Annotated in this window: 15 protein-coding genes; 8 read left to right on the forward strand and 7 right to left on the reverse strand. The window is 72.9% G+C overall.

The features are described 5' to 3' along the window. Window positions 1–3: 3 nt before the first annotated feature. On the reverse strand, window positions 4–1,053 hold the full coding sequence (locus PSD17_RS26930) for an NAD(P)H-dependent flavin oxidoreductase (protein WP_013677897.1): 1,050 nt from the start codon (window positions 1,051–1,053) through the stop codon (window positions 4–6). Between the two features lie 275 nt (window positions 1,054–1,328). Between PSD17_RS26930 and PSD17_RS26935 the strand changes: the two genes are divergently transcribed. Then, entirely contained in the window at window positions 1,329–2,480 is a 1,152-nt protein-coding gene (locus PSD17_RS26935; RefSeq protein WP_339125081.1) for a L,D-transpeptidase, read from the forward strand. A 132-nt stretch (window positions 2,481–2,612) separates the two neighbouring features. Next, a complete protein-coding gene (locus PSD17_RS26940; RefSeq protein ID WP_013677895.1) occupies window positions 2,613–3,842 on the forward strand; it encodes a PucR family transcriptional regulator in 1,230 nt (409 codons plus the stop codon). On the opposite strand, the gene PSD17_RS26945 is transcribed toward PSD17_RS26940, so the two are convergent. Beyond that, entirely contained in the window at window positions 3,798–4,247 is a 450-nt protein-coding gene (locus PSD17_RS26945; protein WP_339125082.1) for a TraR/DksA family transcriptional regulator, read from the reverse strand. The genes PSD17_RS26940 and PSD17_RS26945 overlap by 45 nt on opposite strands. Before the next feature lie 54 nt (window positions 4,248–4,301). Continuing rightward, window positions 4,302–4,655: a hypothetical protein gene (locus PSD17_RS26950; RefSeq protein WP_013677893.1), complete on the reverse strand. Its 354-nt coding sequence runs from the start codon at window positions 4,653–4,655 to the stop codon at window positions 4,302–4,304. Between the two features lie 440 nt (window positions 4,656–5,095). Here PSD17_RS26950 and PSD17_RS26955 point away from each other — a divergent pair, with 440 nt between their 5' ends. From PSD17_RS26955 to PSD17_RS26970, 4 genes are all read left to right on the forward strand, one after another. Next, a complete protein-coding gene (locus PSD17_RS26955) occupies window positions 5,096–5,377 on the forward strand; it encodes a DUF3040 domain-containing protein (protein WP_339125083.1) in 282 nt (93 codons plus the stop codon). A gap of 156 nt (window positions 5,378–5,533) precedes the next feature. After that, a complete protein-coding gene (gene ctaD, locus PSD17_RS26960) occupies window positions 5,534–7,231 on the forward strand; it encodes an aa3-type cytochrome oxidase subunit I (RefSeq protein WP_339125084.1) in 1,698 nt (565 codons plus the stop codon). A 32-nt stretch (window positions 7,232–7,263) separates the two neighbouring features. Next, window positions 7,264–7,440: a hypothetical protein gene (locus PSD17_RS26965; RefSeq protein WP_013677890.1), complete on the forward strand. Its 177-nt coding sequence runs from the start codon at window positions 7,264–7,266 to the stop codon at window positions 7,438–7,440. Continuing rightward, a complete protein-coding gene (locus tag PSD17_RS26970) occupies window positions 7,437–8,330 on the forward strand; it encodes a hypothetical protein (protein ID WP_013677889.1) in 894 nt (297 codons plus the stop codon). The genes PSD17_RS26965 and PSD17_RS26970 overlap by 4 nt, the downstream gene beginning before the upstream one ends. Here PSD17_RS26970 and PSD17_RS26975 read toward each other — a convergent pair. The 3 genes from PSD17_RS26975 to PSD17_RS26985 form a co-directional block, all read right to left on the reverse strand. Beyond that, window positions 8,299–9,393: a zinc-dependent alcohol dehydrogenase gene (locus tag PSD17_RS26975; protein WP_013677888.1), complete on the reverse strand. Its 1,095-nt coding sequence runs from the start codon at window positions 9,391–9,393 to the stop codon at window positions 8,299–8,301. The two genes, PSD17_RS26970 and PSD17_RS26975, sit on opposite strands and share 32 nt — an antisense overlap. A 134-nt stretch (window positions 9,394–9,527) precedes the next feature. Next, on the reverse strand, window positions 9,528–11,267 hold the full coding sequence (locus PSD17_RS26980) for an MFS transporter (RefSeq protein WP_339125085.1): 1,740 nt from the start codon (window positions 11,265–11,267) through the stop codon (window positions 9,528–9,530). Window positions 11,268–11,473: 206 nt separating this feature from the next. Further along, window positions 11,474–12,340: a hypothetical protein gene (locus tag PSD17_RS26985; RefSeq protein ID WP_339125086.1), complete on the reverse strand. Its 867-nt coding sequence runs from the start codon at window positions 12,338–12,340 to the stop codon at window positions 11,474–11,476. Window positions 12,341–12,534: 194 nt separating this feature from the next. Here PSD17_RS26985 and PSD17_RS26990 point away from each other — a divergent pair, with 194 nt between their 5' ends. Further along, window positions 12,535–13,131, forward strand: coding sequence for a carboxymuconolactone decarboxylase family protein (locus tag PSD17_RS26990; protein ID WP_013677885.1), 597 nt, complete (start codon window positions 12,535–12,537; stop codon window positions 13,129–13,131). A 103-nt stretch (window positions 13,132–13,234) separates the two neighbouring features. Beyond that, on the forward strand, window positions 13,235–13,975 hold the full coding sequence (locus tag PSD17_RS26995; RefSeq protein WP_013677884.1) for a DUF5995 family protein: 741 nt from the start codon (window positions 13,235–13,237) through the stop codon (window positions 13,973–13,975). Window positions 13,976–14,039: 64 nt separating this feature from the next. On the opposite strand, the gene PSD17_RS27000 is transcribed toward PSD17_RS26995, so the two are convergent. After that, window positions 14,040–16,028, reverse strand: a complete 1,989-nt coding sequence (locus tag PSD17_RS27000; protein WP_339125087.1) for a potassium transporter Kup — start codon at window positions 16,026–16,028, stop codon at window positions 14,040–14,042. Window positions 16,029–16,178 lie beyond the last annotated feature (150 nt).

A 16,178-nucleotide genomic window follows, 5' to 3' on the forward strand; every position in this document is an offset into this window, starting at 1 on the left:
CCATCAGGCCAGGATCGCGCGGGCCTCGTCCCACATCCGGGTGACGACGTCGCCCGCCGGCTCGGCGCGCGCGAGGGCGGCCGACTGCCCGGCCCAGAAGTTCAGCGGGTCCACGCCGGGCGCGTCGCCCCGCCGGAACCGGCCGACGAGCCGCCGCTGCTGCGGGTACGGCGCCGGGCGGGGCGCGTCGTCGGCCGCCCAGGCGTCGGTGTAGGACGTGCGGACCGCCCGGCCCAGCCGGCCGGTGTAGGCCCGCGTCGGCGTGGTCGCCTCCGGGGCGGCGCCGTCGAGCGCCGCCGCCCACTCGGGAGCGATCCCGGCCTCCGGCGAGCGCAGCAACGCCGTCCCGACCTGCACCGCGCTCGCCCCGAGCGCCAGCGCCGCGGCGACCCCGCGGCCGTCCCCGATCCCGCCGGCGGCGACGACGGGGACGTCGAGCGCGTCGGCGAACCGCGGGACGAGGGCCAGCAGCCCGACGGTCGTCGCCTCGGCCGCGGTCTGGTCGAACGTGCCGCGGTGCCCGCCGGCCTCCATGCCCTGCGCGACGATCGCGTCGGCTCCCGCCTCCTGGGCGGCCAGGGCGTCGTCGAGCGTGGTGGCGCACGCGAACCAGGCGATGCCCCGCTCGCGCAGCCGCGTCACGTACTCCGGGTCGAACAGGCCCATGATCGAGGAGACGACGGTGGGCTCCGCCGCGAGCATCGCCTCGCACTGGTCGGCGAAGTCCGGGCCGGGTGCGTCGGGGCCGGGCGTGCCGAACGTCTCGAGGAAGGCCGTCGCGGCGGCGACCCGGTCGGGCGCCTCGACGGGCTCGTCGGGGATCCAGATGTTGAGCTGGACGGCGCCGTCGGAGGCCGCCCGGAACTCCGAGACCCAGTCGGCGATCTTCGCGGGACCGTCGAGGACGACGCCGTCGGCGCCCATCCCGCCCGCGTTCGCGACGGCCGCCGCCAGCGCGGGCGGGCACGCCCCGGCCATCGGCGCCTCCAGCACCGGCAGTCGCAGCCCGTAGCGGTCGCAGAACGCCGCAACGCGGTCCGTCACAGCCGACATCGTCCCTCCCTGAGGTCGTCGCGGACGCGATGAGCATAGGTCGTGCCCGACTGGGCGCCGCGCCGGTTCCGTCCGCTTCCTGGCACTTCGCGTGTCTTGTGCCGCAACGGATCCGCCTCTCGGCAGCGCTGTCACCCGGCAGTGGCAGTCTGTACCGGTGGGCCTCCGCACGGGGAGGTCCGGAGGGGCAGGGTGGGGACTCCGTGAGAGGGCCGACGGGTCGCGTTCGCACGAGGTTGTCGTTCTCGTTGGGGGTCGCGGTACTCGCATGCCTCGTGCTGGCGGGGCTGGTCATCGCCGCGCCGCGGCAGGCGCAGGCGTTGTCCGCGGGAATCACCGGCGGAGCCGGGGGGCAGCCCGCCGCCGCGGCGGCGCCGGTCGTGGCGACGAGCGCCGACAGCGGGCCGCTCAACCCGTCGTCGCCGCTGCAGCTGACGGTGACCGGCGGCACCATCGCCGCCGTCGCGATGACCGACAAGGCCGACGGCAAGCCGGTTGCGGGGACCCTGGCCCCGGGTGGTGCCGGGTGGGCCTCGACGGGAGATCTCGCCTACGGCACGACCTACTCCGTCGGGGTCGACACCGTCGCGGCCGACGGCACCCGGCACCACGACGACAAGACCGTCAGCACGGTCGCGCCGAGGACGACGGCCTACCCGTCGTTCATCCCGCCGCCGTCGCAGACCTCGGTCGGGGTCGGGCAGCCGATCGTCGTGCGGTTCGACCACGCCGTCCACGACAAGGCCACCGCCGAGAAGGCGCTGTCGGTCACGGCCAGCCCGCCGCAGGAGGGCAGCTGGTACTGGCTGTCGGCCACCGAGGCGCACTACCGGCCCAAGACCTACTGGCAGGCCGGGTCGACGATCACGCTGAAGGCCGACATGTTCGGCGTCGACCTCGGCGACGGTACGTACGGCGAGACCGACCGCACCGAGACCATCCACGTTCACGACTCGTGGATCGCCAAGGCCGACGGTGCCACCGAGCAGATGCAGATCTTCCAGAACGGCAAGCTCGTGAACACGATGCCGATCAGCCTCGGCTCGCCGGGCTTCCCCTCGCACACCGGCCCGCACGTCATCTCCGACAAGCAGCCGTCGATCATCATGGACTCCTGCACCTACGGCGTCTGCCAGGGCCAGCCCGGCTACTACAAGGAGCAGGTCGACCTCGACGAGCGGATCTCCGACGACGGCGAGTTCGTGCACTCCGCGCCGTGGTCGGTCGGGTCGCAGGGCGGCGCCAACGTCTCGCACGGCTGCGTCAACCTCAGCCCTGCCAACGCGCAGTGGTTCTTCGACCACTTCGGCATCGGCGACGTCGTGGAGATCACCAACTCGGGCGGTCCCACGCTGCCCCTCGGCGACACCTACGGCGACTGGGAGCTCAGCTGGTCGCAGTGGCAGGCGGGCAGCGCGGCGAAGTAGTGGGCCGGACGGTCCCGCACCGGCCGCCGTCGCCGGATCGCGCGCGCTTGTCCGTCGTCGGACCCCGGCCTGCTGTCGCCACCGCCGATCGTCCAGCAGAGTGGTGGCTGGGCGAGGAGCGGAGGGACGCGCGTGACGGAGCGGGACGAGCACCGGCCGCGGACGAGGGCCGAGGCGGCGGCAGCGGACGACTCGTGGCTGACCGACGTGGCGCAGGCCGCCGGCCGGGAGGCGGGCGGCGTGCCGGTTGAGCTCCTCGGGGACTACCTGACGCTGCTGGCCGACGCCGCGACCACCGGGCGCAAGCCGGACCCGGCCGAACTCGACGCGGTGGAGATGCTGGGGCGGCGGGCCGCCGAGCTCGGTGTCTCGGCGGGACACGCCGTGCAGCTCTACCTCTCGGCGGCCAAGCGGCTGTGGGCGGAGCTCCCGATGGTGATCCGCTCACGCAGCAGCGGGGCCGTCCGGGACGCCGCTGCCGCGGTGCTGCACGTCGTCGACGCCGCGGTCGGTCGGCTGGCGGAGGGCCACAACGAGGTCCGCCGGGAAATGGTGCGGTGGGAGGAGCGGCTGCGCCACGAGTTCATCGAGGACCTGCTGCGTGGCGACGCGGACGTGGGCCGGCTGGTCGAACAGGCGGAACCGTTCGGCCTGGACCTGGGCCTTCACCACCAGGTCGCCCTGGCCGCGCCGACCGGGCGGATCAGCGAGGTCGACCCGATGATCAGCTCCCTGGAACACGCGGTGGTGGACCGCTTCGGCGACCGCGACGTGTTGGTGGCCACGAAGGACGGCTGGATCGTCGTGATCGCGCCGGGTGGCTCCGACGCGTCGGGCAGGCCGCGGGCCAAGCTCGGCGACTTCATCCACGCGGAACTCGGCCGCTCGCCCCGTGGCCGCCCGTGGCGGGTGAGCGTGGGGCGGCCCTACCCGGGCTCGTACGGAGTCCCGCGCTCGTACGAGGAAGCGCGCGAGGGTCTCGCCATGGCCGTGCGCCTGCACCTGGACGCCCCGGTGATCGAGGCCGAGCAGCTGCTGATCTACCGCGTTCTGCTGCGGGACCAGCCCGCGATCACCGACCTCGTCCAGTCGGTTCTCGGTGGGCTGGTCCACACCCGCGGCGGTGCCGAGCCACTGCTGGCCACTCTCGACGCCTACTTCGCCACCGGGGGCGTCAGCACGGCGACCGCGCGCCGCCTCAACCTGTCCGTCCGGGCCGTGACCTACCGCCTCGATCGGGTCAGGACCCTGACCGGACGTGACCCCACCGATCCCGCGCAGCGGTTCACGATGCACGCCGCGACACTCGGCGCGCGGCTACTCGGCTGGCCGGGACACGACGACTTCAGCGCGCCGCTCTGACCGGCGGCCCGACGACCGCGGTCCGCGATGACGCCCGGCGCGCGAGATGCGGTCACGCAGCCGGCAGCAGCGCAGGCACAGCGTCGTCTGGGGGATCGCTTCGAGCACGGCGAGGGAGATGGCGGCACCGCATGCCCGGCACCGGCCGTAGCGGCCGGTCCGGATCCTTGCCAGCGCGAGCTCGATGTCGCCCAGCGCGTGTCGCGCGCCGGACTCGACGAGCGCCTGGACCTCGCTCAGCCCCGGCGACTCCTCGCGGTCCGGACCGCGACCGGCGAGCCGGTCCGGGTTGCTCCCGCCCGGTGCGAGCGAGGCGAGCTGTTCACGACGGAACCCCTGCTGGCGCACCAGTTCGGCGCGCAGGGCGGGAACGCGCCGGGCGAGCAGATCGCGATCATCCGTCACCGGCCGGTCGCCGGCACCCGGCGGACGCGGCGGCGCCACTGCGAACCTCCTCAGTCATCCCATCCGCCCGAGCCGGATGGAGGGGGTGAACGGAGCGCTCCGGCGACGGCCGGAGCCGGGACGTGCGCCGAACCCGTGACCGTGGCGGGCGGGGCCGCCGGGGACGGGGACGGAGGACCGACGCACGAGGTGCGCGGCGAGATCCACCGCGGCGCGGCGCACGGCCTCCGGGAGCGACTCCCGCCCGGTCTCCAGCTCCGCGCCCACCGCGCTCAGGAGACGGTCCATGGGCGGGGCCAGGTCCTCCCCGTCCGGGCTGGCCTCACCGGCGCGGAGAAGGAGAGCGGCCTCCTGGCACACCAGGGCGTCCGCCACGACGGACGTGTCCGACAGGTCGTGCACCTTCACAATGCGCCTCCTGGTCGACGTGGGCCCGTGGGCAGCCCGGGGGACGAGCTGTGCGTGTCCGGTCGGGACCCGGCCGCCGCTGCTCCCCGACCTCCACGTTGCCGTCGGCGACCGAACCCGGCAGGGGTCGTCCCCGGCGAAGTTCGCGCCGACCAACTGCCGACGACCGGCAGCAAGGCTCGCCGTCACGCCTGCCCGCCACGATCCCGGCGGACCGCGGTCGCCTGCCGGGAGCACAGCGACTCCGGACGATCGAGGCGAGCCGACGGAGGCGTCCGGACGTCGGCGCGACGCCACGATCTATGTCCCGGTACTGCCGTACCTCGGCAACCGATCGGGTCGAAGTTGGCCGGTCACACGGGTGTCCCCGCCGTCGGAACGGGATGCACCGTGGAGTCACCGGACGCGACCCGGTGGGACCCACCGTGAGGAGGTGCGTCGTGCTCGACGATCACGAGCGACGGACGTTGCAGGATCTCGAGCGTCAGCTCATGGCCGAGGACGTGGAGTTCTCGCGGTCCTTCCGCGCGCACACCCAGCACCTCGGCCGAAAACACCTCGGCGGCGCGGCGACGGTCGCATTGGCGGTCGTGATCGTGCTGTGCGCGCTCATGGTGATGGCCGGGTCGCCCGTCGGCGCGCTGGCGTTCGCCGCGCTGAGCGGCGTGCTCTGGTTGGCCAGGTGGGGCGCGCGCCGCCGTGAGGGCCGCGACCGCCGCTGAGATCACGGACCGCAGCCCGGCCCGTCGCAGGACGCCGCCCGGGGCCGGAACGGGGAGGCGAGAACAGATGCTCATCGACGGTCCGTCGGCGGCCCCACCGCCATCAGGCCTGCGAGGTCGAACCATGCCGTCCGGACGTCCGCAACCGAGGCCGTCGTGACCGACGTCCGACCGAAACCCGTTACGCGTCCGTACCCGGCGCGCCGCTCGGCCAAGGGATCCACGCTGCTCACGATGATGCGGACGACGGACCCCAAGGACATCGCGATCCTCTACCTGGTCACGTCGTTCGGCTTCTTCCTGGCCGGCGGTGCGATGGCGCTGCTGATGCGCGCCGAGCTGGCCCGGCCGGGCATGCAGTTCCTCTCGCCAGAGCAGTACAACCAGCTGTTCACGATGCACGGCACGATCATGCTGCTGCTGTACGCGACGCCGATCCTGTTCGGCTTCGCCAACTACATCGTGCCGCTGCAGATCGGTGCCCCCGACGTCGCGTTCCCGCGGCTGAACGCCTTGTCCTACTGGCTGTTCCTGTTCGGCGGCCTCGTCGTCATCTCGTCCTTCCTGACTCCCGGCGGGGCGCCCGACACGGGGTGGACCGCCTACGCGCCGCTCTCGGAAGCCGTGCACGCCCCGGGAGCAGGCCAGGACCTGTGGCTCACCGGGCTCATCGTGGCCGGCCTGGGCACGATCCTCGGTGGCGTCAACTTCATCACCACGATCGTCTGCCTGCGCGCGCCCGGCATGACGATGTTCCGGATGCCGATCTTCACCTGGAACATCTTCATCACCGCGATCCTGATCCTCATCGCGTTCCCCGTGCTCACCGCCGCCCTGTTCGGCCTGCTCGCCGACCGGCACCTCGGGGCCCACGTGTTCGACCCGGCCAACGGCGGGGCGATCCTGTGGCAGCACATGTTCTGGTTCTTCGGCCATCCCGAGGTCTACATCGTCGCGCTGCCGTTCTTCGGGATCGTGACGGAGGTGTTCCCGGTGTTCAGCCGCAAGCCGCTGTTCGGCTACAAGGGAATGGTCTTCGCCACCTTGTCGATCGCGATGTTGTCCGTGGCGGTGTGGGCGCATCACATGTTCGCCACCGGCGCGGTGCTGCTGGCCTTCTTCTCGCTCACGAGCTTCCTGATCGCAGTGCCGACGGGGATCAAGTTCGTCAACTGGATCGGCACGATGTGGCGGGGGAGGCTCACCTTCGAGACGCCGATGCTCTTCGCGGTCGGCTTCGCCGCCACATTCCTGTTCGGCGGGATGAGCGGCGTGCTGCTGGCCTCGCCGCCGCTGAACTTCCACGTCACCGACACCTACTTCGTGGTGGCGCACTTCCACTACGTGCTGTTCGGGACGATCGTGTTCGCCACCTACGCCGGGATCTACTTCTGGTTCCCGAAGATGACCGGCCGGATGCTCGACGAACGCCTCGGGAAGGTGCACTTCTGGCTGACGTTCGTCGGGTTCCACACGACGTTCCTGGTGCAGCACTGGCTGGGCAACGAGGGCATGCCGCGCCGCTACGCGGACTACCTGCCGACCGACGGGTTCACCACGCTGAACACGGTCTCCTCGATCGGGGCGTTCGTCCTGGGCGCCTCGACGCTGCCGTTCATCTGGAACGTGTTCCGTTCCTACCGTTACGGGCGTGTGGTGACCGTGGACGACCCGTGGGGCTTCGGGAACTCGCTGGAGTGGGCCACCTCCTGCCCGCCGCCGCGGCACAACTTCACCGAGCTGCCCCGCATCCGGTCCGAGCGGCCGGCGTTCGAGCTGCACTACCCGCACCTGGTCGGGCAGTTCCGACGCGAGGCCCACGTGGGTCGCAGGCGTGGGACGCGGTCCCGGTGAGCCGGGTGCAGGGCCGTGGAGGAGGTGCTCCCGTGGTCGACGACCGCGATGGGGACCCGCGCGTGGGGATCACACAGCGGTCGTCCGGAGTGACCGTCGTCGGCTCTCCGGCGGTCGACGCCGCCGACCGCGACCTGGCGTTGCAGAGATGGGAGAACGAGGGTGGTGCCGTAACGACCCGGTCCGGCCCGGCGACGAGCCAGACGTGACCCCGGAGAAGCGGCTGTTGTCGGGCCGCGTGGGCGCGCTCGTCGTGCTCGTGGCGCTGTTCGTGCTCTACCTGGCCGGGCTGCTGACGGTCGCCCAGCTCGTGACGCTGCTGGTGTTCGCGATCATCGCGGTCCTGGTGCTCACCGTCCGCCCCGCGCAGGTGCGCGCGCTGCTCGACCGGGTCCAGGAGGTCTCGGCGGGCGGGGTCAGCATCGAGCTGGCGGCGGCCGGAGCGCACGCCGCGGCGGCGGCGCCCACCGGGTTCGAGGACCCGGGCGCCGCACCGGCCGCCTCGATCGTCGAGCTGCGCTTCGAGCTCGAGCGCAAGCTGGCCGACCTCGCGAGCGGCGTCCTGTCGGAGGTCGTCGACGGGATCGTCGTGCCCACCCACGTCACCGTGGGGCGCCTGGTCCACGATCGGCTGCTCGACCACCAGGAGGGGCTCGTCGCCGACACGATCATGACGACGAGCGAGCAGGCGTTCCTGCTCCTGCCGCCCGTGCAGCGGACGGCGCTGCTGCACGACGGGAGCCGGTTCGTCGCGGGCGTGCGCGCCGCGGTCTTCCACGAGCGGGCCGCGCAGGTGCTGCGGCAGCGCTTCGGCGCCGTCGAGCGTGTGCACCGGACCGGCTCCGCTCGTCCCGACCTGGTCGTCGTCGACGCCGGCGAGCGCGTCCGCTACGTGCCGGTGTTCTCGACCGCGGGCGCCGACGGCGAGGTCGTGCAGCGTCAGCTGCGGCAGCCGGCGATCCCGGACGGCCGCACGGTCGTGCTGCTGCCGTCGCTCGGGCACGTTCCGGCCGGCCCGGCCCCGGCGTGCGTCGAGACGTTCGGCGACCTGTTGCGCGACAGCGCCGTCACCCCGCCGGAGGCACCAGGACGACCTTGAGCCGGTCGGTCAGCGCGTGATCGGCGACGGTGGCGACGGCCTCGGCCGCGTCGTGCAGGTCGAACCGGTGGGTGACGAGCCGTTCGAAGGGGAACAGACCGGTCGCGGCCAACGCCATCGCCCGCCGCACGGCGGCGCTGTCGAAGCTGAACACACCCTGCAGTCGGATCTCCTTGAGCGTGACGACGTCCATCGGCAGCGGTGTGAGCACGTCCTTGCCGGTGACGCCGCCACTGACCACGGTTCCGGTGCGGCGCACCAGGTCCAGCGAGGTCCGCAGCGCCGCGGGGCTGCCGGTCGTGTCGACGACGACGCGCGCGAGCTCGCCCCGCGTGGCGTCCCGCACCGCCGCGACGACGTCCTGCTCCCCGGCCGTGACGACCACGTCGGCGCCGAACTCGGGCGCGAGGGCCCGGCCGAGCACGTCGTGCGGCAGGCCGGTCGCCACCACGGTGCGCGCGCCCGCCGCGCGGGCCGCCGCGACACAGCACAGCCCGATCGGCCCGACGCCCTGCACCACGACGTCGTCGCCCTGCACGACGCCCCCGCGGGCCAACGTCCACTGCACGGCGTTGGAGATCGCGACGGTGCAGAGCATCCCGACCTCGGCGCTCGTGCCGTCGGGGACGCGGTGCACGAGCGAGCCGGGCGCGAGGTACATCAGCGGGGAGTAGGCACCCCAGAGGAAGGGCTCGGCGTCGCAGGCGGTGGCCGTCCCGTAGCCGATCGCCGACTCGCAGAACCGGCCGTTGCCCTCGGTGCAGTAGCGGCAGCCACCACAGCCCACCATCGGCTCGACGACCACCCGGTCCCCGGCGGTGACGCCCCAGCGCCGGGCCGCACGCTCGCCGACCTCCTCGATCCGCCCGACGATCTCGTGGCCCATGATCAGCGGCAGCGGCGTCGGGTAGCCGCCGGTGACGATGTCGACGTCGGTGTGGCAGATGCCGGCCAGCTCGACGCGCAGCAGCCCGTCGTCGGGCCCTGGCCGCGGCCGCGGGAACTCGCGCGCGGCGAACTCCCGCGCCTCGGTGAGCACCATCGCCTCGACGGTCGCAGCCATCGTGTCTCCCTCCGGCGGGGTCCACGCCGACCCCGCGTGAGGGCATTGTCGGCCGTGCCGCGGTCTGTCGCGTGGTCGCGCCGCGCCCGGCTGTGAGTGGCGATGGTCGCCATGGCGACCATCGCCACTCACGGTCAGTGCTCGGGTGCCGTGGCCGGCGTGGTGGAGCGGTCGGCGGCGACGTACCGAGTCCCGCGCGAGACGCTCGCCGCCGCGGCGATCAGGCACGCGGCGATCGCGAACCCGAACGCGATGTGCAGGCCCGCCTCGAACGGCCCCGAGATGAGGTCGGGGAAGAACGTGTTGCCGGTGACGGCCGCGACGTCGGCGGGCGGCATCTGGGCGAGCACGGCGTCACCGAGCAGGTGCTGCATCGGGTTGTAGCCCAGGAACGCCGCGAAGAGCACCGACACCGGCGGGCTGCTCGCGATGGCCGTCGCCGCCGCGGCGGGCACGTGGTGCGCCTCGAGGCCGGAGGTCAGTGCCGAGGGCAGTGTCGCGGCCAACCCGGCGATCATCAACGAGAAGAAGATGCCGATCGAGAAGACCTGCGCGGAGTTCTGGAAGGTCGAGTTCATCCCCCCACCCGCGCCGCGGTCGGCCGCCGGCAGGCTGTTCATCACCGCGGCCCGGTTGGGCGAGGCGAAGCAGCCCATCGCGAGCCCGTTGAGCAGCAGGATCCCGGCGAACTGCCAGTACGGGAAGTCGATCGGGAGCAGCTCGAGCAGCCCGAACGTCACGGCGGCGACGATCATCCCGCCGGTGGCGAACGGGCGTGCGCCGAAGCGGTCGGAGAGGTAGCCCGAGACCGGGCCCGCGGCGAGGAAGCCCACTGTCAGCGGCAGCATGTGGATACCCGCCCAGAGCGGCGTCTCCTCGAACGTGTAGCCGTGCAGCGGCAGCCAGATGCCCTGCAGCCAGATGATCATCATGAACATCAGGCCGCCGCGGCCGAGCGCGGACAGGAACGTCGAGAGCGTGCCGAAGGTGAACGCGCGGATGCGGAACAGCGGTAGCCGGAACATCGGGAAGCGCACCCGTCGTTCGATCGCCGCGAACGCCAGCAGCAGCACGACCCCGGCCGCGAGCGAGCCGAGCACCAGCGGGCTCGTCCAGCCCATCGTGTGGGCGCCGTAGGGCTGGATGCCGTGGGTGATGCCGATCATGACCAGGATCAGCCCGGCCGCGAACGTGACGTTGCCCAGCCAGTCGACGGGCTCGTGCGACCGGGTGCCGACGTCACGCAGCCTGCGGTAGGCCCAGACGGCGCCGAACACCCCGCACGGCACCGAGATCAGGAAGACCAGCCGCCAGTTGACCGGGGCGAGCAGGCCGCCGAGCACGAGACCGATGAACGTCCCGCTGATGCCGGCGACGTTGTTGATGCCGAGGGCGAGTCCGCGCTGGTGGGCGGGGAAGGCGTCGGTGAGGATCGCGCCGGAGTTGCCGACGAGGAACGCCCCGCCGATCCCCTGCACGATCCGCCAGACCAGCAGCCAGATCGCCCCGGCGTGCCCGGTCATCCAGGTGATCGTCAGCATCAGCGACGCGAACGTGTAGACGACGAAGCCGAGGTTGTACATCTTCACGCGGCCGAACAGGTCGCCGAGCCGCCCGACGCTGACGACGAGCACGCTGCTCGTCACCAGGTAGCCGAGGATCATCCACAGCAGGTAGAAGCTGTTCTCGGGGAGCAGCGGGTCGAGCTGGATGCCGCGGAAGATGTCGGGCATCGCGATGAGCATGATCGAGGCGTCGATCGTCGCGAGCAGCACGCCGACCGTCGTGTTCGTGAGGGCGACCCACTTGTAGCGGTCGTCGCGCGACGCACGATCCGATCCGGTGCCGCGGTCCAGGTCGTCCTTGATGCTCATGCGGTCGCCCGCACCTCCGTCCGACGCGGCTGGGGGCCGGCCGGGGCGCGGGGCGCGACGACGGCGGCCACCACCACTACAGCAGGTTGCTTAGCGTCAGGCAATTATCGGTGACGCCGCGCCGCCGGACGGCGGGGACGGCTGTCCGGCGGTGCGGTCGATCGTCCGGATCGTCCCGGGCTCCGGCCCGGCGTCGGCGACGAACGTCACCGGGGGAGGGCGGCGACCACGTCCCGCAGCACCGGGGCGTAGCCGTCGCCACCGAGGCGCTGGAAGCTGCTCATGGTGATCGTGTAGCCGCCCTTGCCGGTGACGGCCATGGCCATGGCCTCGACGTCCTTGGTCGCGATCCAGCCCTTCGTGCCGCCGGGCAGGTCCTCGACGTTCGCGTACATGCGGGTCGCGCTGTCGCGCATGTAGTCCATCGTCATCTCGGTCGTGCTCGCGCTCGCCGGCACGATCGTGAGGGTGGCGACGCCGTTGCCGTCGCCGAACAGGCAGCTGCCGCCGTCCTTCATCGGCTGTCCGACGAGCTCGCTGACGCGCGCCGCGGTGAACGGGCAGTCGGGGGTGACGTCGGCGCCGCCCGCGGCGAAGGCCACGTCCGGGTCGCCGGTGCCGCCGCCGGCCGTCGAGCCGGTGTCGGTCCCGGGCGCGGAGGCCGGGGCGTCGGTCGAGACGGCGGCGGGCTGCGTGGGTGCGGCCGACCCGAACGGCACCGTCCCGCCGAGCAGCAGGTAGATCCCGGCGCCCACGGCCGCGACCAGGACCAGCCCGAGGACGACGACCGTCGCGATCCTGCGGCCGCTCGGACCGGCGGGCAGGGGGGCGGTCGGCGCGGGCCGGCCGGCCCGTCCGAGCGGCGGCTGCTGGCCGGGGGTCCCGCCGTGGTGGCCGAGCGGGGGACCGACCGGCGGCCGGGGCGGCGGCGCACCGTGGGGCGGCGGGGGCGCCGCGCCGTAGGGCGACGAGGGCGCTGCGCCGTAGGGCGACGAGGGCGCTGCGCCGTAGGGCGACGAGGGCGCTGCGCCGTACGGCGGCGGGGGTGGGAAACCGGGGGCGTTGCGGTTCATGGGGGGCTCCTTCGACGACTCCGCGGGAACTCCCGCATCCGAGGAGAAGCCTGCCGACGATCACCGCCCGCAACGATCGTGCCGACCCCCGACCCGGGTAGGGTCCGCCCCCGGATCAGGGCGTCGCTAGAACCTTGACGACGCTCCCCGGATCCGGTGAGACTCCTCTCGTCCGCTCAGCGAGGAGATGACCCGTGGCCCGACTCCGTGCCGTTCCGACCGACGAGTTCGACCCCGCCCTGCGGGCGACGCTCGGCCCGGCCCTCGACGACCCGCAGGGCCTCGGGCTGCTGCGGGTCCTCGCCCTGCGTCCCGACGTCACGTCCGCGTTCCTGACCTTCCGCAGCGCGCTCGCCGCGACCTCGACGCTCCCGCCCCGGCTCGTCGAGCTGGTCCGGCTGCGCATCGCGTTCCACAACCAGTGCCGCAGCTGCATGGCGCTGCGCACGGCCAGCGGCGCGGAGGACGGGGTCACCGAGGGCCTGGTGTGCTCACTGGAGAAGCCGCAGGAGGCGCCCGACCTCACCGCGGCCGAGAAGGCCGCGCTGCGGTACGCCGACCTGTTCGCGACCGACCACCTCGCCGCCGACGACGCCGTCTTCGACCTGCTCCGCGAGCACTTCACCGAGCCCGAGATCGTCGAACTGGGCGTGCAGATCGCCGTCTTCGTCGGCTTCGGTCGGCTGTCGGCGACGTGGGATCTCGTCGACGACCTGCCCGAGCGCTTCCGCGACCGCTCCGGCGCCGTGACCCCCTGGGGCGCCGACGCCGTCGTCGCGGACCACCGCTGAGCGACGCCGCCGCCGGCCTGCGCGCAGGCCGGCGGCGGCGTCGGAACATCCTCGCGCGGGCGCGACCCTGGCCCCGGGCGGCGCGTGCGGGCAGGATGCGGCGATGGCGGAGGGGCCGATCGCGGCGGTGGCGGCGTCCATGCAGGAGCGGCTCGACGGGATGCCGCCCGGCCGGGCGGCGCAGCGGGACTTCCTCGGCACCTACCGGCGCACGACGCTCGCCGTCGGCGACGCCGTGGCCCGCGGCGACTTCGAGGACCCGGCGTGGGTCGAGGAGTGGGACGTCGCGTTCGCGGGTTTCTACCTCACCGCGCTCGACGGTGACCTCACCGGCGGACCGGTGCCGCGGCCGTGGCGGCTGGCGTTCGGGGCGCGGGAGTCGCTGCCGTCGCTGGTGCACGTGCTGCTCGGGGTCAACGCGCACGTCAACTACGACCTGCCGCAGGCACTGCTCGTGGTGATCACCGACGCCGACTTCACCGACGACGCGCTGCTCGACCGTCGGCGCCGCGACCACGAGCGGATCGACGCCGTGCTGTCCGCGCGCGTCGCGGCCGAGGACGGCGAGCTCGCGGCGCGCTCGGCCCGCGGGCTCGTCGACCGTGCGCTCGCCCCGCTCAACCGCCGGGCGTCGCGCCGCTTCCTGCGCGAGGCCCGGCAGAAGGTGTGGCACAACACGGTCGAGCTGCAGAAGGCCCGGCTGGCCGGCGCCGACGCCTACGCCACGCGGCTCGCCGAGCTGGAGGTGCTGGCCGCCGCCCGGATCGCCGACCTGCTCGCGCCCGGGCAGGTCCTGCTGCGGCTCGCCGTCGCCGGGTTCGGCGTCACGCTGCCCCCGCCCTGACCGGCCCGCCCCGACGTGCCCGCCGGGTCGTGAGCGGCGATGGTCGCATCGCGACCGTCGGCGCTCACAGCTCGATGCGCGAGCCCATCACGACGGTGCGGTCCACGGGCAGCCGGAACACCGACGCCGGCGTCGCCGCGTTGTGCGAGAGGCCGATGAACAGCCGCTTGCGCCACGACGCCATGCCGTTGCCCGCCCCGCGCTCGATCGTGATGCGGGACAGGAAGTACGACGCCGCGTCCGGGTCGATGTCGAGCTCCGGGGTGAGGTTGCGGGCCTGCCGCAGGACCTCCGGGATGTCCTGGTCGTCCTGGAAGCCGAAGCTCGCCGTCAGATGGACGATCCCGTCGTCGTGATGACCCAACTCGTCGACGGTCAGCCGCTCGGCCACCGGGACGTGCGGCACGTTGAGCGAGAGCACCGAGACGATCACGACCCGCTCGTGCAGCACGTCGTTGAACCGGACGTTGGCCCGCAACGCCAGCGGGGCAGTCTGGTTGGTCGGGTGCGGGAACACCGCCGTCCCCGGGACGCGCCGCACCCGCTTCTCGTGCAGGTGGTCGATGAAGTCGGGCAGCGGGCCCTCGAGGTCGATGCGCCGGCCCGTGATCAGTCGCCGGCCGCGTTGCCACGTCGTCATCACGGTGACGACGATTGCCGCGATCACCAGCGGCAGCCACCCGCCGTGCGGGATCTTGGGGATGTTCGCGGCGAGGTAGAGCACCTCGAGGCCGCCGAACACGACGCCGGTGAGGACCAGCTGCCACGTCGGCCAGCGCCACTTCGTGGCGGCGTACATCAGGAACAACGTCGTCGTCAGGAGCAGGGTGCCGGTCACGGCGAGCCCGTACGCGGCCGCGAGCTTGTCCGACGACCGGAACGTCACCATCAGCACGAGCACGCCCGCGAACAGCAGCCAGTTGACGGCCGGGACGTAGATCTGGCCGCTCTCCCGCGTCGAGGTGTGTCGGACGGTCAGGTGCGGCAGGTAGCCCAGCCGCACGGCCTGCCGCGACACCGAGAACGCCCCGGAGATCACCGCCTGCGAGGCGATGACGGTCGCGAAGGTCGCGAGCACGACCAGCGGCCACCGGGCCCAGCTCGGCGCGAGCAGGTAGAACGGGTTGTCGACGGCCTTCGGGTCGGCCAGCAGCAGCGCCGCCTGGCCGAGATAGTTGACGATCAGCGCCGGGAAGACGACGGCGAACCACGACACCCGGATCGGCCGCTTCCCGAAGTGGCCCATGTCGGCGTAGAGGGCCTCGGCGCCGGTGATCGACAGCACGACGGCACCCATCGCGATGAACGCCGTGTAGGGGTGGTCGACGATGAACGCGCCGATCCACGTCGGCGACAGCCCGACCAGGACGCCGGGGCGCTCGACGATGTGCGGTACCCCCAGCACCGCGAGCACGACGAACCACGACACCATGATCGGCCCGAACAGCCTGCCGACGCGGTGGGTGCCCCAGCGCTGGGCCAGGAACAGCAGCGCCAGGATCGCGATGCCGATCGGTAGTACCAGCTCGGCCAGCTGCGGTTCGGCGACCTCCAGACCCTCGACCGCCGACAGCACCGAGATCGCCGGCGTGATCAGCGAGTCGCCGTAGAACAGTGACGCGCCGAGCACGCCGAGCAGCAGGGCCACCATCCCGCGTCGCGCCGTGGTCCGCGTGACCTCGCGGACCAGCGCGGCGAGCGCCATGATCCCGCCCTCGCCGTCGTTGTCGGCGCGAAGGATGAACGACACGTACTTGATCGTGACGACGATCGTCACCGACCAGAAGATCAACGACACGACGCCGTAGATGTCGGCCGTGTTCGGCCGGACGGCACCGCCGTCGATCGAGAAGACGGTCTGCATCGCGTACAGCGGGCTCGTGCCGATGTCGCCGAAGACGATGCCCAGCGCCCCGAGGGCGAGCCCGGCCAGCCCCGCGCCGTGCGCGGCGGGGTGATCGGGGTTGCCGACGGGCGGCGCGGCCGTCGGCGGGGGCTCGACCGGGCCGGGCGCGGCGGCATCCACGTCGGCGGTCGGCTGCGGGTCGGTCACGCGCACAGTCTGCCCGGCCCCGGCGTTCGGCAGGGACCGCGGTGATCACGACGTGCCGGGCGCGACCGGGAGCGGGTCGCGACGCGCGAGCGCCCCGGACCCTGCGTGGGTCCGGGGCGCTCGTCGTGGGAGGTCAGTTGTAGGCGTGGT

This window comes from Pseudonocardia sp. D17, from assembly GCF_036984265.1.
In the GTDB taxonomy this organism is placed as follows: domain Bacteria; phylum Actinomycetota; class Actinomycetes; order Mycobacteriales; family Pseudonocardiaceae; genus Pseudonocardia; species Pseudonocardia benzenivorans.